This window comes from Sphingomonas sp. Ant H11 (assembly GCF_000797515.1).
Taxonomy (GTDB): domain Bacteria; phylum Pseudomonadota; class Alphaproteobacteria; order Sphingomonadales; family Sphingomonadaceae; genus Sphingomonas.
This window is the reverse complement of sequence record NZ_JSBN01000051.1, coordinates 42975-61491: the sequence shown is the minus strand read 5'-3', so window position 1 is coordinate 61491 and position 18517 is coordinate 42975. Positions and strand designations below refer to the sequence as shown.

At 65.6% G+C, this 18517-nt stretch carries 16 protein-coding genes and 4 pseudogenes; 3 read left to right on the top strand and 17 right to left on the bottom strand.

Features of this window, described 5'->3' with window-relative positions; translation table 11 throughout:
- The 3 genes and pseudogenes from NW75_RS10955 to NW75_RS10945 form a co-directional block, all read right to left on the bottom strand.
- Window positions 1–1758: pseudogene (locus NW75_RS10955) on the bottom strand (ParB/RepB/Spo0J family partition protein); the annotation flags it as partial.
- A gap of 83 nt (window positions 1759–1841) precedes the next feature.
- A complete protein-coding gene (locus NW75_RS10950; protein WP_033965238.1) occupies window positions 1842–2258 on the bottom strand; it encodes a DUF2958 domain-containing protein in 417 nt (138 codons plus the stop codon).
- Window positions 2255–3289 (bottom strand): ArdC family protein, encoded by a 1035-nt coding sequence (locus tag NW75_RS10945; RefSeq protein ID WP_081988732.1) that lies wholly within the window; start codon window positions 3287–3289, stop codon window positions 2255–2257. The genes NW75_RS10950 and NW75_RS10945 overlap by 4 nt, the downstream gene beginning before the upstream one ends.
- Before the next feature lie 379 nt (window positions 3290–3668).
- Here NW75_RS10945 and NW75_RS10940 point away from each other — a divergent pair.
- Window positions 3669–4828, top strand: a pseudogene (locus NW75_RS10940) (IS110 family transposase).
- A gap of 367 nt (window positions 4829–5195) precedes the next feature.
- Here the strand turns inward: NW75_RS10940 and NW75_RS10935 are convergent.
- Complete coding sequence (locus NW75_RS10935; RefSeq protein WP_197057790.1) at window positions 5196–5708, bottom strand: GNAT family N-acetyltransferase; 513 nt, start codon at window positions 5706–5708, stop codon at window positions 5196–5198.
- A 447-nt stretch (window positions 5709–6155) separates the two neighbouring features.
- Between NW75_RS10935 and NW75_RS10930 the strand changes: the two genes are divergently transcribed.
- Both NW75_RS10930 and NW75_RS10925 read left to right on the top strand, forming a co-directional pair.
- Window positions 6156–6389, top strand: a complete 234-nt coding sequence (locus NW75_RS10930; protein ID WP_033965236.1) for a hypothetical protein — start codon at window positions 6156–6158, stop codon at window positions 6387–6389.
- Between the two features lie 2 nt (window positions 6390–6391).
- A complete protein-coding gene (locus NW75_RS10925) occupies window positions 6392–6775 on the top strand; it encodes a hypothetical protein (RefSeq protein WP_033965235.1) in 384 nt (127 codons plus the stop codon).
- 54 nt (window positions 6776–6829) lie between these two features.
- Here the strand turns inward: NW75_RS10925 and NW75_RS10920 are convergent, their stop codons facing one another.
- From NW75_RS10920 to NW75_RS10865, 13 genes and pseudogenes are all read right to left on the bottom strand, one after another.
- A complete protein-coding gene (locus tag NW75_RS10920; protein ID WP_033965234.1) occupies window positions 6830–7300 on the bottom strand; it encodes a CHAD domain-containing protein in 471 nt (156 codons plus the stop codon).
- A 34-nt stretch (window positions 7301–7334) separates the two neighbouring features.
- Entirely contained in the window at window positions 7335–8330 is a 996-nt protein-coding gene (locus tag NW75_RS10915; RefSeq protein ID WP_231565131.1) for a CYTH and CHAD domain-containing protein, read from the bottom strand.
- Window positions 8275–9444, bottom strand: a pseudogene (locus NW75_RS10910) (AI-2E family transporter). Before NW75_RS10910 ends, NW75_RS10915 begins: the two are co-directional and overlap by 56 nt.
- Window positions 9441–10691: a cation-translocating P-type ATPase gene (locus NW75_RS27775; protein WP_331386074.1), complete on the bottom strand. Its 1251-nt coding sequence runs from the start codon at window positions 10689–10691 to the stop codon at window positions 9441–9443. Before NW75_RS27775 ends, NW75_RS10910 begins: the two are co-directional and overlap by 4 nt.
- Window positions 10688–12001 (bottom strand): HAD-IC family P-type ATPase, encoded by a 1314-nt coding sequence (locus NW75_RS27770; protein ID WP_331386078.1) that lies wholly within the window; start codon window positions 11999–12001, stop codon window positions 10688–10690. Before NW75_RS27770 ends, NW75_RS27775 begins: the two co-directional genes overlap by 4 nt.
- On the bottom strand, window positions 11994–12719 hold the full coding sequence (locus NW75_RS10900) for a cytochrome c3 family protein (protein WP_033965233.1): 726 nt from the start codon (window positions 12717–12719) through the stop codon (window positions 11994–11996). Before NW75_RS10900 ends, NW75_RS27770 begins: the two co-directional genes overlap by 8 nt.
- Window positions 12716–13294, bottom strand: a complete 579-nt coding sequence (locus NW75_RS10895) for a hypothetical protein (RefSeq protein ID WP_033965232.1) — start codon at window positions 13292–13294, stop codon at window positions 12716–12718. Before NW75_RS10895 ends, NW75_RS10900 begins: the two co-directional genes overlap by 4 nt.
- Window positions 13295–13298: 4 nt before the next feature.
- On the bottom strand, window positions 13299–14525 hold the full coding sequence (locus NW75_RS10890; protein ID WP_033965231.1) for a 2Fe-2S iron-sulfur cluster-binding protein: 1227 nt from the start codon (window positions 14523–14525) through the stop codon (window positions 13299–13301).
- A 55-nt stretch (window positions 14526–14580) separates the two neighbouring features.
- Window positions 14581–15283 (bottom strand): annotated as a pseudogene (locus tag NW75_RS10885) (VIT1/CCC1 transporter family protein).
- Window positions 15276–16001: a cytochrome b/b6 domain-containing protein gene (locus NW75_RS10880; protein WP_033965252.1), complete on the bottom strand. Its 726-nt coding sequence runs from the start codon at window positions 15999–16001 to the stop codon at window positions 15276–15278. The pseudogene NW75_RS10885 and the gene NW75_RS10880 overlap by 8 nt, the downstream one beginning before the upstream one ends.
- A gap of 61 nt (window positions 16002–16062) precedes the next feature.
- Window positions 16063–16596, bottom strand: coding sequence for a hypothetical protein (locus NW75_RS10875; protein ID WP_052192365.1), 534 nt, complete (start codon window positions 16594–16596; stop codon window positions 16063–16065).
- An 81-nt stretch (window positions 16597–16677) separates the two neighbouring features.
- On the bottom strand, window positions 16678–18018 hold the full coding sequence (locus NW75_RS10870; protein WP_033965229.1) for a sensor histidine kinase: 1341 nt from the start codon (window positions 18016–18018) through the stop codon (window positions 16678–16680).
- Entirely contained in the window at window positions 18011–18481 is a 471-nt protein-coding gene (locus NW75_RS10865; RefSeq protein WP_231565130.1) for a winged helix-turn-helix domain-containing protein, read from the bottom strand. The genes NW75_RS10870 and NW75_RS10865 overlap by 8 nt, the downstream gene beginning before the upstream one ends.
- Window positions 18482–18517 lie beyond the last annotated feature (36 nt).

Sequence of the window (18517 nt, the reverse complement as noted above, 5' to 3'; positions counted from 1 at the left end):
TCGCTGGCGCTCGCTCGGCACCCGCTCGATCTCGCGCGCGGCTTGAGCCTTGGCATGGGCCGCGACGGTGCCGACACCGCCGCGCGCGTATAGGCGGCGGGCGGGAACGCCATCCAGCGCGGCACCCAATTCTCGCGCCGGTCACGTCCATTGGCGCCGTCGAGATGATCGCGGACGATGCGTTTCAAGGTCTTGGTCTTCTCGCCCGCATTGGCGCTGGCGACTGTTTCACCCGCCACTTCGGCGACGATCCGGGTTAGCACTTCCCGGTCGCGGACAAGTGAGAAAAAGGCGTCGTCGCCCGCCAGCAGCGGGCCATATCGACGCCGATCTCCATGCCCACCGCCTCGACGGCGGCGCTGCCGCTGCCGAGGGTTTCGCCCATGACGATGGCGATCACCTCCATGACGACCGCATCGGGAAGGTCGAGCAGCCGCTGGAAGATACCGACGACGCCATAGTCGTCGCCATTGCCCCCGGTCACGGTCGGTTCCTCGGCGGAGAAGCGAGAACCGCCAACACCGCGCGGCGGCGCTCGTCGAAATCCGCCTCGGCTTGTGCGTTGTCGAGGCTGTCGCGCACCTCGTCGTTGCGGGTGGACTGCGGCTCGGGAGAGACCCGCCAGAGGTGCGAGCCGCCGATGGCATGAGCGACCATCAAGCGCAGCGCGACCGCCGGATGGCCGGTGAGCGCGGCACGAACGGCGGCATGGCGGTGCAGATCGACATAGGTTTGCATCGTCGATGTCACCTCGGGCCGGGCCGCTTTCTGACCGGTCCCGTTCTCCGATCCCTCGGCCTTGGCGATCCGGCGGGCTTCCTTGCCGGAGACATAGCCTTCGTGGACGATCACCTCGCCGGTGGCGCGCACGTCGAGATAGACGCGCCCGCCCTTGCGCTTGCCCGCCTTCTCATATTCCCATGTCGAGAAATGATCGGACGGCGGGACGACGATCGCGTCGGCCCAGCCCTGTTCGACATAGGCGGCGCGGCGCGCCTCGATTTCGGCATTCTGCGCCGACCAGAACGCATCGGCATCGGCGACATAGCGGTCTTCGCCGAACAGGTCGGCAATGGTCGCAAGGTCGCTCGCCTCCACGTCGAACAGCGCATGTTTCACCGGGATCGACTGCCCGCCGAACAGCCATGATTTCAACTGGTGGCCGGTCGGCAGATAGGCATTCTCGTCGTCGGCGAGCGCCAGCCATGCTTTTTGCTGGCTCTTGGACGCCATCGTCAGATGGCGCACGGTCGCCGCGTCGATCCGTTCCTTGCGGTAGAGGTCGCGAATGGCGGGGAGCAGGTTGCCGAGCGCCAGCACCCGTTTGACGGTGAGGTCGGGCAATCCAAAGGTCGCGGCGATGTCCTCGACCTTGCGGCCCTCGCGCACGAGGCGGGTGAAATTCTCCCATTGCGTCACCTCGTCGGGGTCGAGCCGCGCCATGTTTTCGATCATCGACGCTTCGATGGCGGCGGCATCGTCGCCCTCGTCGAGGATCGCGCACGGCATCGGCTCGGGTGTCGCATCGCCCGCCGCGCGCCGTTCCTCGGCGACGATCTTCGCGGCGTGGAAGCGGCGGCTTCCCGCGACGATCTCATAGCCGTCAGGCGCGCAATTGGGACGGACGATGACGGGCTGGAGGATGCCACGGCTACGCACGGTCGGCAGGATATCGGACACGTCCGGGGCCTTTTTGCCGAAGCGCATGTTGGCCTTGCTCACGACCAGCTTGTCGAGCGGGATAAAATCGAGTTTCATGGTCAGCACTCCTTGTGAGTGCCGGTCCGTCGATCTTTGCGGGTAGGCGGACCGGCTTACAAAGCGGCGTTACGCGCCGCGCGTCATCCGCCGTTCCCGTCTTCGGGATCGGTCGGAATCTCGGGGACCGGCGCGGATTCGATGCGCCAGATGATGGATTGGGCTTGGCCGATCGAACCGGCCCGGCGCGCGGTGTCGGCCCAGACCGACAGGCTGACGGTCGTCGAAAAGCCGATATCGCGCTCGATGCCGAGGCCGAACGACAGGCGGATGCTCGCCAATTCGGACAGGCTGAAACAGCCAAGCTCGGGACAGCCGAACCCAAGGTCCGCCAATCCGAACAGCGTGTCTCCGTCGTCGTAGAGTTCGGTCGCAAGCCATGTCGCCGCGCCCAGCGGATTGAAGAATTTGACGACCGGCGCGGGATCAAGATCGCTCTCGGCGGAGCGGTCGGCATTCACGCGCAACGCGGCGTGAAGCTCGGGGGTCAACAAGATCATGCCGCCCTCCGTTCGCCGGTATCGTCTGGGGTAGCCTCGGCTTGGGCGGCGGTGTGGCGCGCCAGCAGCCAGTCGGCGGCCTTGCTGGCGGCACTGGCCGCGCGGAAGATCGCGCGATTATCCTCGCGCAGCACGTCCAGCCAGCTACCGAGGTAATCGGCGTGGCGGACGGTCGGGACGATGCCGAGCGCGGCGCAGAGAAAGGCCGAACCCATTTCGGCTATCAATTCCTCGCGGGCATAATCCTTCGATCCGAAGCTGTTGACGAGGTTCCGGTTCAGCCGCGACTTATGGCCGCTGCCGTGACAAAGTTCGTGCAGGCAGGTCCGATAATAGTTGATCTGCTCGAAGAAGGCCGGTTGCGGCGGCACCTGCACATAATCCTGCGCGGGCACATAAAAGGCGCGGTTGCCGCCGACGCGGAACTCGATGCCGCTCGCCGCGATCACTTCCTCGGCGACCGGCACGATCTGGCGCTCGGGCAAGGGGGCCGGATCGGGGGCGAGGCCGGGGCGCAGCCCCTCGCACTGCGCGACGTTGAACATGGTGAAGCGTTTCAGGAACGCTATGGTCTTGGCGTCGCCGCCGGTTTCGACGGCGCGCGCCTTCTCAGCCTCGGGGGTGAAGCGGTCGGCATAGACAACGGTGGTGCCGCGCTCGCCCTTGCGGACACAACCGCCCGCCTCCAGCGCCTGTTTGAAGGTCAGCCAGCCCTGCGAGGGATAGCCCTGCTCGATCACCGCACCCCACAGGATCAGCACATTGACGCCAGAGTAACGACGCGCGGTGAGCGCGTTGCGCGGCAGGCCGGGGGCTGCCGTGCTGCCGCCGACTTCGGGTCGCCCCCAAAGCTGAACCCACGGAAAGCGGCCCGCCTCAAGCTCGGCGATGATCCGCCCCGTCACCTCGTCATACAGGTTGGCGCGGGCCGGTTCGGCGCTGGTCGGCGCATGGGCGGGCTTGGTCGCGGCACTGGCCGCCTTGTCCTTGCCACGCTTGCCGCGCGCGCGGACGTTCGGGGAGACAGGCATCGTTCACCTCCTGCACCGCCCCAAACCATCATGGCCTCCCCCGGAAGACCCCATGGGAGAGGTCCAGACCGGGCCACACACGACACCAAATCGCGCGTTCCTGGCCCCGGTCGGGGGTGGGCGGCAGGTGCGACCGAAAAAGGCCCGCTGCGCGCGGCGGGCCGCACCCGCAGGGCCGAAACGGAGTGGAGGACATGAGCGAAGCGAATGTTGCGGCATGCCGAAGCGGGCCTAGCAGGAAGCACCGCCCACCCCCGACCAGAGGCCAGGACTCAAACAACGCCATCGCGGCACGCGATGACCACAGATGCTCGACTATGATAATTTCGAGCCGACGCTGGGCAGAACGTCAGGGACTATATTGGAGGCCGACATGGATATGATAGATTCATTTAGCGACGCACCTATTCAGACGACGATTTCGGCGATCTTCTTCTCGATGGAGCTCAGTCGATCGAAATGGCTGATCACATCCTTGTCGCCGGGTAGTGGCGAGCGCATGTCGAAGTACGTCATGCCCGCCGGCGATGTTGGCGGTCTCCTCGAGCAACTCAGTGCGATCAGATTGAAGGCGGAGACGAAAACTGGACGGGCGTTCCCGTTCGTGTCGATCCAGGAGGCCGGGCTCGACGGGTTCTGGATACACCGCGTCCTCGATCGGGAAGGGATCGAGAGCCATGTCGTCGATCCCGCGTCGATCGCGACATCTCGGCGACGGCGGCGGGCTAAGACTGATCGGCTCGACGGCGAGACGCTTCTGCGAACCCTATTGGCGTTCAAGCGGGGCGATCCCCGCGTCTGTTCGATGGTGGCCGTGCCGACGCCGGAAGAGGAGGATCGACGCCGCAACAGCCGGGAACGCAAGGCTCTCGTCCAGGAGCGCGTATCGCTAGTCAATCGCCTGAAGGGCTTGCTCTTCAGCCAAGGCGTCACCGGCTATGAACCGCTCAAGAGCGACCGGAGGGAGCGGTTTGTCGAGTTGGTGACTGGCGATGGTCGGCCGATCGGCGAACATCTTCGCGGTGCGGCCGAGCGCATCCTTGATCGGATCGAGCTCATTCTCGCCCAGCTGAAGACCATCGAAAAAGTCCGAGACAGCCTCGTTGCGCAGAAGCCGGCAGTTGACCAATCACCGGCATGTCCTGCGCAGCTCATGACGCTGCGCGGCGTCGGACCAGATTTTGCCGAGGTACTCTGGTCGGAGGGCCTCTATCGTCATTTCGACAATCGCCGCAGCTCGCATCCTATGCGGGGCTATCGCCGTCGCCCTGGCAGAGCGGTTCGATCAACTCCGAGCAAGGCATCTCAAAGGCCGGTAATCCGCGGCTCAGATCGATCATGGTGCAGCTCTCCTGGTTCTGGCTGCTGCATCAGCCGGATTCGGCGTTGTCACGCTGGTTTCACGATCGCGTGAAACTCGACGGCGGCCGGCGCAAAAAGCTGACCATTGTGGCGCTGGCGAGAAAGCTACTCATCGCCCTCTGGAAGTTCGCGCGACATGGCGTCGTCATCGAGGGCGCCGTCTTCAAAGCCGCTTAATCGCCTTTCCGGTTTTCAGTTTCGTCGGCGACGTCGCCGGCGGATCCCGGTGAACGAACCGACACCCCCGCTGGCTTGAAATGCCGCCCGCGAAGAATGGTCTCGTTCTCCTGAGCCTGCCCGACGGATTCGGGGAGTTGGTGCAGCTGCCGCAAGCAGCGACCGTATGTGAGGTTGGACTGGCGAGCATGCTCGCCTGGCCATGGACGCGGCTCAGACCTGGATTGCAGACTAAGGAGAAGGATATAGCAGTGCGCTGTTACCAAGTGGCGGACATCGTTCCAGCGCATCGGCTCGACGATGCGTTTTGGCTGCCTGCGCCTCAGTCTACGTCATTCCCGATTTGTTTCCCGGATGCCGGCAGCTGTCATAGCGGGAGGGAGTAGCAAGGCTCCATCAGGCCGGTAGGCGGGTAGAATTCGTCGTGCGTGTAAGAGAAACCCAGCCGCACGAGCGCCCGCTTGGATGCGTGGTTCGACGGATGATGACCGGCGATCAAAGCCGCGAAATCGTGGGTGCGAGCCCATTCGATCACCGCTCTGGAGGCTTCCGACGCATATCCTTGACCCCACGATTGCCGACAGAGCTGAAAGCCGAGTTCCGCTACGCGCCCTTCCATGTCCCTTGGGCGAAGGCCACAGCATCCCACGAGGGTAGAATCGCTGAGCCGGAAGACTGGCCAGTATTGAACCTGATACCGCCGCCAGTTCTCGATTTCCGCCGAAAGTCGTTCGGCTACATCGCTTGTTGAGAACGGGCCGCCGGTCATCTCGGTGACCTCGACATCGCCCCAGATCGCATCGGCCAACGCAATATCGTCGTCTTGCCAGATACTGAAACGCAGGCGCTCCGTTGCCATCAACCAATCGCGTCCGTCCACATACTCTCCCTCGCTGGCAACGCAGATACGGTAACATGGTCGCTCCAAAGCGGAGCGGCAACATTCCATCGAAGTCGGTAAAAGCCGATCACAGTCGAACGTCGTATATTGGCCTTGACCACACCTCTCCCATGTGAGCGGGGGTGGGCGGCAAGATGCGAACCGGAGAGGACCGCTTGAGCGGCCCCGGCACCCGAAGGGCCGCAACGCAGTGAAGGAGCCGGGCGCAGCCCGGCTTGCCGGGGACGCGAGCGGGCCTAGCAGGGAGCGCCGCCCACTCCCGCGCCACCGGGAGAGGCCACCAAGAGCGCCGCCGCGCGAGCGGCGACCATTGACGGACTGGCATTGCCAGTCCGGCGCCAGTCGATCGTTACCGCAAGGCCGAAACCCGCCAGGGGTTCGGTGGTGAGGGCGTGCCCGAACCATAGAGCGCGGTCGCGCGGGTTCATGCCGCGCGAGGCGCAGTCTGACATCGACAGGGTTGACCAGGCAAATGATCCGGCTCGAAAGACCGGGATTGCGCCCCGCATCGCCGCGAATGCAGCAATCGGCACGCCATCGCCCGGCGCAGAAATGCGCCCTTCGGTCGCATATGAACCCGGCACGACGGCGCGTTCAGCGTCGCGCCAAGCGGCCTTTCGTAATCGGCAATTCCAGATGGGTCCGGTTGATGAGGAGTGAGTATGCGCAAGATTTGGAGTGTCGCGGTGCTGGGTGCGTCCCTCATCGCAAGTGGGTCGGCCAATGCCCAGAGTTGGGGTGTTTATGTGGGATCGGGTGGCGCGTTTCCCCGCTACGATCGTGGCTATGACGACGATGACGGGCTGGCGCGGGTCATCTGTTCGGGGCAGCGCGCGCATATGCTCGAAGATCGGCTTCGCCACGAAATTTCCGAGGACGAGATCGATGACGATGATGCCGATCGCATCCACACAGCGATCGATCGCCTGGAAGACCGGCAGCGTCGCGAGTGCCGCGAGGGCGACCGCCGGGCAATCGGTGACATAGCCTATCGCTATGATCGCATCGGCCAATGGATCGACAGCGAAGCGCATCGCGGCTGGTAGGCGGTCGACGCAGCGCACGAGATACGCGACAGTTTGTGGGGGATCGCGTTCCGCTCAGCGCCAGAATCGCGCGGCGTCGATCAGCATCGCGTGGGCGTCGCCAGCCCCTTCGAGCAGCTTCGTTTTGCTGCCCGGGAAGAGCAAGGCCATGGCATCCGGCGGATCGCCAATGCCGAGGCCGGTCAGGATAGTCGGCGCTGTCACCAGGTCGTTGAGGTTCCCCAATTCGTCCTGCAAGCCCTCGAGGGCCGCGATGAAATGCCCGTAGCGGCGGCGCTCTTGCTTGCGATCGAACAGGGCGGCGAAGAACCCGGCCGCGTAGCGCAGCTTCTTGGCGTCCTTGCGGACCTCGTGACGCGCCGGGTCATCCGCTTCGGCCAGATTACGACCATGTTTCTTCACCTTGCGGCGGAGACGATCGAGAGCGGCGCCGGCAAACACGCGCGCCGACGCGTCGCGCACGTCCGCGGCGGTCGCCGCGGCCAACCATGCGCCACTCATGCTCCATTGGGTGAGATCGAGCATCAACCGCGTACGCGGGGCGAGCCAAGGGTCGCGTCTACATGGACATAGGCGGTTTGCCGCGCGGTCTCGAGGTGGTCCCGAAGCGCACCGGGCGGCGCCCGCTCGAGCAGGGCATCGATGCTTCGCGCTCGCCGAGCTCGGTCGCAAGCCAGCGCAGCTCATCGCGCAGGCCCGTGCCGACGCCGTCATCGAGCAGCGCCTTGAAGATTGAAAAGGCCGAGCGCAGTCGGCGCAGCGCCACGCGGGCCTGGTGCAACGCCTCTGGCGCACGGCCGGTGAAGAACAGGTCTTCGTTCAACCGGAACTGACGCAGGCAGGCGCGGACGACATGCTGGAATGCCCGCGCTGCTATTACATCGTGGTTCAGTAACACCGGCTCGGCCTTGAAAGCCGTCACGACCGGCGCAAGCAGCGCGTAGCCCCGCCCGGCCTTGGTCTGAATGCCCAGGCGGACAGGTGCGGCGGCATCAAGCTTGTGCGCGAGCGCGAACAGGGCGGCGGGCTCACCGCTCTTCAATTCCAGCTCGGCCTCGCAGAACGACGATCGACGATCACCGGCCACCACCTCGCCGCGGTCGAGTACCAGTTCGATGACCGCGCCGCCTTCGTTGATGTCCCAGGCCCGGCGCTCGACGTTGACGGTGAAGACAGGCGCAAGACCCGAACCCAGATCACCGAGGAGCGCCGGGATCGGCGTGGTGTCGTCGATGACGGGCGTATCGTCGGCAACCGCTCGCTCCCATTCCGGCCGTGCAAACAGGCCGGCCGCCGGCGCGCCGCCGGCCTTGATCGTCTGGACCCGCTTGCGCCCGGAGCGGCGGATGCGCAGCGAAAGACCTGCCTGCAACAGCCGGTGATCGGATGTGTCGAAGTAGATCGACCGTTGACGTGTCTTCCTCGGCGTGCCCGCCATCAGGCCAGCGGATTCCAGGACATCGGCGTGCCGCGGGCTCAGCGCCAGCTTGAGTTCGACTTCATCCGGCATTGTTACGGCCGATGATATACGGCCAGCTGCTTTCTTGCTGTTCATTCGCCGCTCCCCATCGTGGGAGAGCGCGATCGTCGGACTCGATCGTAGGGGCAGGGGGTTCAGCGTCGCCGAAGATCTCCCACGCCGCCATGAACAGCGCGGCGATGGCCGGCCCGATCACAAACCCGTTGAACCCCATCAGTTCGAATCCCCCAAGCGTGGCGACCAGGACGACATAATCGGGCATTCGGGCGTCGTGCCCGACCAGGATCGGGCGCACGATATTGTCGACACTGCTGATGATGAAGAATCCGCACAGGAAAAGGATCGCGCCCTGCCAGATCGCGCCTGTGGTCAGCAGATAGAGCGTTACCGGCACCCAGATGAGGCCGGTGCCGATCGCCGGAAACAGGGAAAACACCCCCATCGCCACGCCCCAAAGCAGGCGCCGGGGAGCCCAAGCAGCCAGAAGGTCAGGCCGCCGACGGTGCCTTGCAGAATGGCGACGATCAGGCTGCCCTTGATCGTCGCGCGAATGACCGCGACGAATTTCGCGACCAGCACCGCGCGCTGATCGCGCCTCAGCGGAATAGCGCGCTCGACCCGCGCCGCCAGTGCGTGCCCGTCACGCAGGAGGAAGAAGGTCAGGTAGAGCATCACGCCGAGGGCGAGGAAAAAGCCGAACGCTCCCTGACCGATGCTGAGCACCTGAACGGCTACCGCGCGAAAGCTGCTCGCAAAACCCTGACTGAGTTTGGTACGCAGGCCGCCGACGTCGTCCAGGCCGATGTCGGCGAGCCAGCTTCTGGCCCAGGCTGGCAAATGCCCCTGCGTCTGGACGAACAGCCGTCCGAGATCGATCTCGCCACTTTGCACGCGGGCGTAAAAAGGCGGCAGCCTCGCGCAGCAACGCCGCGCCGAGCAGCATTGCCGGCACCACGACGACCACAACGATGATGAGGAGGGTCGCGAGAGCCGCCCTGCCCGGACGCCGCGGCATCGCGGCCAGCAACCGCGCGTTGAGCGGCTCGAACAGCACGGCCGCAATCACCGCCCAGAGGATCGCGCCCGAAAACGGCGCCACAAGCCAGAGGAAGGCGAGCGTGGCGACGGCGACCAGTGCGAGAAGGAAAGTGCGCCCCAACGACATGCCGGAAGGTGCGCGCTCGCTCATGGCACCAAGACCAGGCTGCGTTCCTGGCGCGGGGCGAAAGCGGTCAACCTCCGGACCAGGGGCTTGCAGGCTTCGAGCAGCACCAGAAGCATGACCCCAAGGCCGATCGCCAGCACCATGTCGGTCCAGGCGATCGACCCGAAATTCAGCAGAGCCTGCGCCTGTGGCAGAAACAGGATCAAGGCGGTCACGGCCGTGATCGCAGCGGCGACATAACGCAGCGCAGCATTGTGCCGGATAAGCGCTTCGCCGAGCGAGGCGCTGAACGACCGGTTGACCAGGATCAGCGCGACGATCTCGGCGATCAGCGCGAAGAAGGTCAGCGCGCGGAGCTCCATCTCGGGCATCCCCGACCATGTCTCAACGAGAAAGACGGTGGCCAGCATTGCGAAGGCAGCTCCGCCCTGAAAGACGCTCCACACGATCATCGGCAGCGAGAACAGAGCCTCGGCGGGATCGCGCGGGCGGCGTCGCATGATGTCGTCCTCCTCACGCTCGGCTTCGAACACCAGCGCGCAGACCGGGTCGATCACCATTTCAAGCAGCGCGATATGGATTGGCCCGAACAGGATCGGCAGCCCGAAGAACAGGGGCAGCAGGGCAAGCCCCGCGATCGGCACATGGACGGCGAAGATGAAGGCCATCGCCTTGCGGATATTGTCATAGATTCGCCGCCCGAGCCGGACCGACTGCACGATCGATCCAAAATCATCCTCGAGCAGGACCATGGCGGAAGCCTCGCGCGCGACGTCGGTGCCGCGTTTGTCCATGGCGACACCGATATGGGCCGCCTTGAGCGAGGGGGCGTCGTTGACACCGTCGCCAGTCATCGCGACGATCTCGCCATCGGCCTTGAACGCCTGGACGATGCGCAGCTTCTGTTCTGGCATGATGCGGGCAAACACGGTGACGGTCTTCAACCGCTCGGCAAGCTGTATGTCGTCGAGCGCCGCCAGGTCAGCGCCGGTCATCACGTCGCCATCGGCGATCCCTGCCTGGGTCGCGATTGATCGTGCGGTGGCGGCATAGTCGCCGGTGATCATGACGACGCGAATGCCGGCGCTGCGGCATTCCGCGACCGCCCCCGGCACGCTCGCGCGGATCGGATCCGCCAGCCCGACCAGTCCGGTGAGCACATAGTCATAATCGTGCTGGGTTTCGGCCCAGCTCCGATCGTGTGGGGTCGCGGTCGCGACGCCAAGGACGCGAATGCCGCGCGCCGCCATGGCTTCAACCGCGGCGGTCATCGCCGCATGTTCGTGCGCGGGCAGGTGGCACAGGCTGGCGATCGCCTCCGGGGCGCTTTGGCGGACAGGTTCAGCGCGGCGCCATCCTCCCAGATGTTCGACATCGCCAGCAGATCGGGACGCAGCGCATAGGCATGCGCCAGAGCACCAGCGGATACTGCGGCTCCCCGGACCGCGCCGTGAGCACCGTGCAGCGCAATCTCCATCGGATCGGTCGGCTCAGCCGCACTGGCGAGCGCCGCCGTCTCGATCAAGCCATGATAGGCATCCGGGACCGCGTCGGTGCCGATCATGTGGATCTCGCCGGATGGCAGCCAGAGTTCGGCGACCGACATGCGGTTCTCGGTGAGCGTGCCGGTCTTATCGGTGCACAACACGGTTGCCGATCCGAGCGTCTCGATCGCCGCGGCCCGCCGGGTGAGGACGCCGACCTTGCCGATCCGCCACGCACCCATCGCGAGAAAGACCGTCAGGACGACGGGGAACTCCTCCGGCAGCATCGACATGCCGATCGCGATGCCGGCCAGCACCGCCTCGATCCAGCCGCCGCGCAAAAGGCCAAACAGCAAGACGACCAGCAGTGCTACGGCCCCGCCGCCGATACCGCACCACGTGACGATCCGCGTCGTTTCTCGGCGCAGGCGTGGCACCTCGGTATCGAGGGTCGCAAGCGACTGGCCGATCCGGCCGATCTCGCTGCGCGATCCGGTCGCAAGCACCCGGGAAATGCCGCTCCCGCGCGTAACCAGCGAGCCCGAATAGACATAGGGCTGCCCCTCTCCGCCGGGGCGAGGCGTCTCCTCCGTCACACCGGGCATGGCGATGACCTTGCCGACCGGAAGCGATTCGCCCGTCAGCAGCGATTCGTCGGTCTGGAGATCGGCCGCCTCGACCAGCATCGCATCGGCGGCGATACGATCGCCCTGCTCAAGGACGAGCAGGTCATCGCGCACCACCTCGCGCCCGGGGATGCGAACGCGCGTGCCATCGCGAATGACGAGCGCGCGCGGCGCCGACAGGTCGCGCAATGCCTCCAGGACGTGCTCGGTGCGGGTTTCCTGGATCACGGTGACGGCGACCGAAAAGGTCGCGAAGCCAAGCAGGATCAGCGCTTCGGTCATGTCTCCGAGCAGCAGATAGGCGACCCCGCCGGCGAGCAGCAGCGCCAGCATCGGTTCGCGCAGGACCTCGAGTGCGATGCGCACGATGGACCTTTGTCCGGCCCGTGGCAGCTCGTTGGGTCCGTCTGCCGCCAGTCGCGCGCGCGCCGCATCGGCGGTCAGGCCGGCCGGTCGAATGCCCTCAATCATCGTCACGCCCGCCCCTTTCGCGTTCGCCGCCTTCGCCCGAGCCGCTACGATGGCAGCGTGCGCAATTGTCGATATTGCGGATGCCCTCTTCCGCATGCTTGGCGCGAATCTGGTCGGGTTGATGCTCGTGGCAACTGTAGCAGGTGTAGCGGGAGAAATTGCCGCCAACATGACAGGTGGCGCAGCTTGTATTGTGGGGTCCGCTCAGCGCGAAGAAGTGCGCGTGGTCGAAGCTTGCGGGCTTCCAGCCCTTTTGGGTGTGGCACTGCGCGCAGTTGCTGCCCGCCTGGGCATGGAGGGCGGTCGGCGGGGCGCGGTGACACGATGCGCACAGGCCGCGAACATCGGGCCGCAACAGTTCATGCGCGAAGCTCGTCTGCGACGCCTTCACCAGTTGCGGCCCGCTATGATCGCTGTGGCAGGCCAGACAATTGGGCTGAGCGAGCGACTGGTGAAAGGCGATGCGGCGCTTGCCCGCCTCCAGCGGCACGCCCTTGGTGGACCGGATGCCGATATCCGCGACCTTGTGGCAGGCGGTGCAGCGGTCCGCCGACACGCCCTTGAACGGGACATGGCAGGCAAAGCAGTCGCGCGTGATCGCGCTATGTGCCGGGGTCAGGGCCCCGGGCGCGACCATCAGATGCGGGCGGGTAAAGGCCAGGACGATCAACGCGCAGAGGTTGAGGGCGATCAGGATCAAACCCCAGCGGCGCATCATTTCCAGCCCCAGAACAGGAAGATCGCGATGATATGGGCAAGCGCCAACACCGCGAACGCCAGCGTGATCGGCAGGTGGACGACCCGCCACTGCTTGACGGCATCGAAGGTCAGGCTGTCCCAGTGAGTCCGTTCATCAACTTCTTCCGACGACAGGCCCTGCGCCCGCAGTCCGGCGCGGGTCACCTCGAGTCGCTTGCGTGACCGTCCGAGCAGGAATTTGCCGGTCAGCCCGCTGGCGACGTTGATCAGCATCGCCCAGACCGCGAGCCAGGCAAGGATCGCGTTGAAATGGATGCCGGCGTGGACGAGGATCAGCAGCGACCCGGCCCAGGCGAGGCGTTCGTGCCAGCGCAGCAGCGTGGCGGGCTTGCCCGAATTGATCAGCTTGTGCTTGCGCAGCGAATAGCCCGACGAGGCGAGGATCAGCAGCACGCCGGGAATGCCGAGATAGCGTCCGATCCAGACCATGCCCGACAGGTGCAGCAGCGCATCGAGCGCCAGCGCCGCGCCGCCGAGCAACGCGAGCGAGAGGTAGAAGGGAATGACCTCCCGGCTCATCAGCTGGTGCGCCATCCGCTCATGCCTCGAGCACCAGATCGCCAGCCGGCGCGCCGACGCAGAGCAGACAGCGACCGCGGGCGACCTCGAAGGACGGTGGTTGCGCATAGCGGACCTCGCCGATGCCGATCGTGGTTTCGCACGTCCCGCAGCTGCCCGACCGGCAGCCGGACTCGACCTCGACCCCGTGGCGCTCGGCGAAGTCGAGCAGGTTGGTCTCCTCTCCGGTCCAACTCAGCGTCCGCCCCGACCGGGAAAAACGCACCGCCAGCGGCCGGTCGAGCGGCATCGCGGTGACGGCCTCAGCCGACGCAAGCGACGCAGGGCCAAACGCCTCATATCGCACCGCGGCGCCGTCCCCTGTCCAGACGCGCAAGGCGGGAACCAGGCTCGCCATCATCGGCGGCGGTCCGCAGACATAAAAATGGTGGCGCCCTTGCGCCAGAACGCGCTGCAGCAGCGGAATATCAATGAAACCCGTCGCCTGACAGTCCGACCCTCCGGCTTCACCGGGCAATGGGCAGCTCTGGACGATGGTGACGTGAAAATGGGGATGCAGCTCTCGTAGCGCGTCAACTGCCGTCTCGAACACCAACTCGCGGCTGTCGCGCACGCCGTAGACAAGATGGATTGCGCGATCGGGCTTCCTGGCAAGTGCCTCGCGCGCCATGGCGAAGAGCGGCGTGATACCGATGCCGCCGGCGATCAGGACGGCGGGGACATTCGGCTCATCATCAAGGACGAAAATGCCAGCCGGCGCGCGCAGCTGCACGATCGAACCGGGAAAGAGGTGATCGTGGAAATGCCCGGAAACCAGGCCGGGTGGTAGCTCGGGCCGATCGGGGGGCGGCAGGATACGCTTGATCGTGACGCGATAGGCTCGGCCGTCATGGCGATCGGACAGCGAGTAGCAGCGCGTGACCGGCCGGACGGTGCCTTGGGCGTCGGGTAGATCAAGCTGAACGGTCAGGAACTGTCCGGCCTTGTACGGTGGCAACAGCGCGCCATCGACCGGTTCGAGATAGAAGGAGCATTGGCCGAGCGCATCGTCCTCATAGTCGCGGCGACGTACGCGAAACGCGCGAAGGCCAGCCCAAGCCGCCTCGCTGCCGGCCGGGCGGTGGGGATCGACCGCGGCATCCTGCCTTGATGTCGAAGCTCTGCGAAGAATCGCTACGGCAATGGCAAGCGCCACCTGAACCAGCAGGGCAGCAGAAATATAGCCGAGAAGCGCGAGCGCTGTCACTCGCGCAAGCGCGTGGGCGGCGGGGTGGCAAGGCCGCGGGGATGGCGCGACGGCATCATACTGCCGTTCCGACCATCAATCCGATCCCCGCAGTCGCCGCCATCGCCAGCGCGCCCCAGAATGTCACGCGCAGCGTTGCGGTCCACACCGGCGCTCCGCCCGCCCGCGCGCCAACCCCGCCGAGCAGAGCAAGGAACAGGAGCGAGGCAATCGCTTCGATCACGACCAGCCAGCCGCCGGGCGCGATGATCACGATCGCCAGCGGCAGAGCGGCGCCGGCGGTAAAACGTCGCGGCCGAAGTCAGCGCTGCCTGGATCGGCCGCGCGGTCGTCATTTCCGAAATGCCGAGTTCGTCATGGGCATGGGCGGCGAGCGCGTCCTTTGCCATCAACTGGCGCGCGACGGTGTCGGCGGTCGCCGCATCGACGCCGCGCTTGACATAAATGCCGGCGAGTTCGTGCACCTCGGCCTCGACATTGCCCGCCAGTTCGCCGCGCTCGCGCGCGAGATCGGCTCGTTCGGTATCCGACTGGGAGCTGACCGAGACATATTCGCCCGCGGCCATCGACATCGCACCTGCGACGAGGCCGGCAACGCCCGCGACCAATATGTCTGCCGGTTTCGCGGCCGCCGCCGCGACGCCGATGATCAGGCTCGCGGTCGAGACGATGCCGTCGTTCGCGCCGAGCACCGCCGCGCGAAGCCAGCCGATTCGCGAGACGAGATGGCGTTCGGGATTGAGGTGAAGCCTAGTCATCGTCCTGTTCGCCCTTCGCAGCCGCGCCGTCGCCCCGTTCGCCCGCCTCGGCATGCGCACCGGGGGTGAAGGCTAGGGGGTCGAGCGCCAGTGCTCCATAAGTAGAAGCACCAATGGCGGCCACGGCGAGCGGGACAGCCAGCGTGGCGGGCGGCCGGGCGTCGGGCACGCCCGGATGCAGGGCCGCTCGCTTGCGGCCGGTGATGAAGGCGCGGATCAGGTTATCGCGCGTGATGAGCGACATGGCGATGACCGCGACGACATGCATCGCGATCAGGCCGAGAAGGATGTTCGCCAGCGCTTCGTGGAGGCCTTCGCCGCCTTCGCCCTGCATCGTCGCGCCGGTATAGACGATGCCGCCGACCGTACCGAGCAACGCGACAATCGCCAGGCCGCCAAGCGCATTATGCCCGATCGACCGCTCGGGCTTGCCGGCGAACAGGCCGCGAAGATGGTGCGCGATCTGCCCGGGCTTCAGGAAATTGGCGAAGCGGGCGTGTTCGCCGCCGACAAGACCCCAGACGAGACGGAATGCGATAAGCACGGCGGCGACCCAGCCCGCGGGGACATGCCAGGGCGCAAGCGCGCTGTCTTCTTCCGAGGACAGGAATGCCACCAGGATCGTGGCGACCAGCAGCCAATGGAACAGCCGCACGGGCAGATCCCAAACGCGGATCGTTGCTGATGGCTGTGAATTGGCAGTCGATGTGTCAGACATGATCACCTCCGTGGTGCGGTGATCCTGGACTCGACTTCTGACGGAGACCTGACGCCTGGCGCTATTGGCGGTCTGTCGGAGCGTTTCCCCCAAGGTGTCGCGCCCAGTCGATCCGGGTCAGGCCAACAAGTGCGACGATCATCAGAACCTGAATAACGATGCTGGCCGGGCTGGTGAAAGCATCGAGAAGAACGTCGCCCATCGAAGATTTCTGAATACTCTTCGCGGTGAATGCGTAGATCGAATAGGAAATGATCCGTCCCGCGAAGAAAGCAATTGTGAAGCCTGCCAGTCGAACGCGGGTCAATCCGGCGGCTTCGAAAAGTTGCGCGGATGGCACCGGCGAAAGCGCAAAGAGTGCCAGCGCGACAAGGCCACCGCGCTTGTTCCGTTCCAAAGCGGCGCGTGCTGCCGCAAGGTTGCGCCGCGTTCGTACCGATACGCGGTTGCCGAGAAGCCGGAAGCCAAGCGCAAGCAGGAACCGGCCCGACGCTGCCGCGAGCGCTCCCGTCAGGATGATCGCCGGTGTCGGCATCTGCGTGCCGAGCCCGAACAGGACGATGATCGACCATGTCGGCGGGCCGAACGCTGGCATCAGGTTCACGCCGAGAACGACGGCAAAAAGGAGAATATAGGGTAGCAGGTAAGCCTCGATTGCCGATTGCGCCTCGCTCTATCAGCCCCGCGCGGGCGCAGCGAACGAAACCCGGAAGAGCGCGCCGCCGCCTGTCGGGTTCTCGACGGTGATGGTGCCGCCATGCGCCTGCGCGAGCCGTTGGACGATACCAAGACCAAGCCCCGCGCCATCGGACTTGCGCCGGTCCTTGCGCCAGAACCGTTCGAAGATATGCGGCAGGTCTTCGTCAGCTATGCCGTGGCCATAATCGCGCACGGTGAGCTGGGGGCCGGGACCCGCGGTCACATCGATCGGCGTGTCGCCGGGCGCGTGCGCCAGCGCATTGTCGATGAGGTTGCGATAGATGCGGGTGATCGCTTCGGCATGGCCCAGCACCATGGTCTCGCCGTTCGCCTCGAATCTCAGGTCGCGGTTTGCAGCGAACACCTTCGGTGCCATCATCGCCACGACATCGCGCCCAATCTCGGCGAGATCGACCAGCATACATGGCTCGACCGCAAGCGCGTCGGCCTGGGCCAGATCGAGCATCTGGCCGACCAGGCGGGTCATATGCTGGGTATCGGCCTGCAGTTCGTCGCGCACCTCGCTCGGTGGCAGCCGGTCGAGCGACAATTGCATGATCGACAGCGGCGTGCGCAGTTCATGGGCCGCGTTGGCGGTGAAGCCGCGCAGGATCGCCATCGATTCATCAAGGCGCATAAGCGCGCGGTTGACGGCACGCACGAGGGTATTCACCTCGCGCGGCTCGGTCACCTCCGACAAGCGCGACAGACCGTTTTCGGGATCAAGCGCATCGACTTCCGCCTCAGCCCGCTTGAGCGGCGTGAGAACCCGCCGGACCGCGACGACGTTGAACAGCAGCAGCAGCGCCGACAGCGGGATCAGCGGCAGCGCGACATGCTGGACGATCTCGTTGACGATGACGGGAACATAGGGCCGGATGCCGTCGCCTTCGAACTGCATGAACAGCCAGCGTCGTTGGCCGTCCTGAACAACCGATCGAACGCCCGTTATCCGGTAGCCGGCCGGCACCCGCTCCCGCCTTGTCCAGTCCATCAGGGTGCCGGGGGAAGAGACCGACCCAATCGTTGGCTGCGCCGCGGCTACCTCCCGTTGGTCGACATAGCGGGCTGACCAGTGCTCGGCCCCCGGGGGACCGGCAAGGAAATCGGGTGCCAAGGCGGTCGCGGATTGCGCTTTTCCGGCCTCCAGCGTCAGCAGTTCCTGCGCGAGCGATTCCGGCTGGCTGCTATAGGTGAACACGACGATCGCAACGTCGAGCAACGCAAATAGGAGCGTAAACCCGGCGAGCCGGGTCGCAATCTGACGGAACAGGGCCGGTCCCGTCGGCCCTCGCTTGCGATTGCCGGCCTTATCCATGGACAGTGGCGGGGGCGAACAAGGCATAGCCGACGCCGTGGACGGTGCGGATCTGCACGTCAGCGGCGGCGGAGGTCAGGCGTTTGCGCAGCCGCGACACGCACGCCTCGAGCGCGTTCGGCGTAACCTCGGCATCCATCGAATAAAGCGCGCCTTCGAGCGCCGGTTTGGCAACAACATGCCCCGCGCGCCGGAGCAGGCATTCGAGCAGGTCGACTTCGCGTGGCGTGGCGTCGACCGGTGTTCCCCCGACCGTCACCGAGCGCTCGGCCGAATCGAGGATGACATTGCCGACGGTCAGATGGGTGCCAAGCGAAGCGCCGGGGCGTCGCAATAAGGCACGGCAGCGCGCGGCCAGCTCGGGGATCTGGAACGGCTTGACCAGATAGTCGTCGGCGCCGGCATCGAGGCCCATCACCCGGTCGTCGAGTCCACCACGCGCCGTCAGAACCAGGATCGGCATCATATCCTGCGCCGGCGCAAGGATCGAACAAGATCG

What these genes read in the sequence shown, in the direction of transcription:
- NW75_RS27775 (WP_331386074.1), bottom strand. Translation starts at nt 10,691, where the DNA reads ATGACCGCCGCGGTTGAAGCCATGGCGGCGCGCGGCATTCGCGTCCTT.
- NW75_RS10915 (WP_231565131.1), bottom strand. Translation starts at nt 8,330, where the DNA reads ATGAACAGCAAGAAAGCAGCTGGCCGTATATCATCGGCCGTAACAATG.
- NW75_RS10880 (WP_033965252.1), bottom strand. Translation starts at nt 16,001, where the DNA reads ATGTCTGACACATCGACTGCCAATTCACAGCCATCAGCAACGATCCGC.
- NW75_RS10930 (WP_033965236.1), top strand. Translation starts at nt 6,156, where the DNA reads ATGCCGCGCGAGGCGCAGTCTGACATCGACAGGGTTGACCAGGCAAAT.
- NW75_RS10865 (WP_231565130.1), bottom strand. Translation starts at nt 18,481, where the DNA reads ATGCCGATCCTGGTTCTGACGGCGCGTGGTGGACTCGACGACCGGGTG.
- NW75_RS10945 (WP_081988732.1), bottom strand. Translation starts at nt 3,289, where the DNA reads ATGCCTGTCTCCCCGAACGTCCGCGCGCGCGGCAAGCGTGGCAAGGAC.
- NW75_RS10950 (WP_033965238.1), bottom strand. Translation starts at nt 2,258, where the DNA reads ATGATCTTGTTGACCCCCGAGCTTCACGCCGCGTTGCGCGTGAATGCC.
- NW75_RS10920 (WP_033965234.1), bottom strand. Translation starts at nt 7,300, where the DNA reads ATGCTCGATCTCACCCAATGGAGCATGAGTGGCGCATGGTTGGCCGCG.
- NW75_RS10895 (WP_033965232.1), bottom strand. Translation starts at nt 13,294, where the DNA reads ATGGCGCACCAGCTGATGAGCCGGGAGGTCATTCCCTTCTACCTCTCG.
- NW75_RS10875 (WP_052192365.1), bottom strand. Translation starts at nt 16,596, where the DNA reads ATGCCAGCGTTCGGCCCGCCGACATGGTCGATCATCGTCCTGTTCGGG.
- NW75_RS10870 (WP_033965229.1), bottom strand. Translation starts at nt 18,018, where the DNA reads ATGGATAAGGCCGGCAATCGCAAGCGAGGGCCGACGGGACCGGCCCTG.
- NW75_RS10900 (WP_033965233.1), bottom strand. Translation starts at nt 12,719, where the DNA reads ATGATGCGCCGCTGGGGTTTGATCCTGATCGCCCTCAACCTCTGCGCG.
- NW75_RS27770 (WP_331386078.1), bottom strand. Translation starts at nt 12,001, where the DNA reads ATGATTGAGGGCATTCGACCGGCCGGCCTGACCGCCGATGCGGCGCGC.
- NW75_RS10925 (WP_033965235.1), top strand. Translation starts at nt 6,392, where the DNA reads ATGCGCAAGATTTGGAGTGTCGCGGTGCTGGGTGCGTCCCTCATCGCA.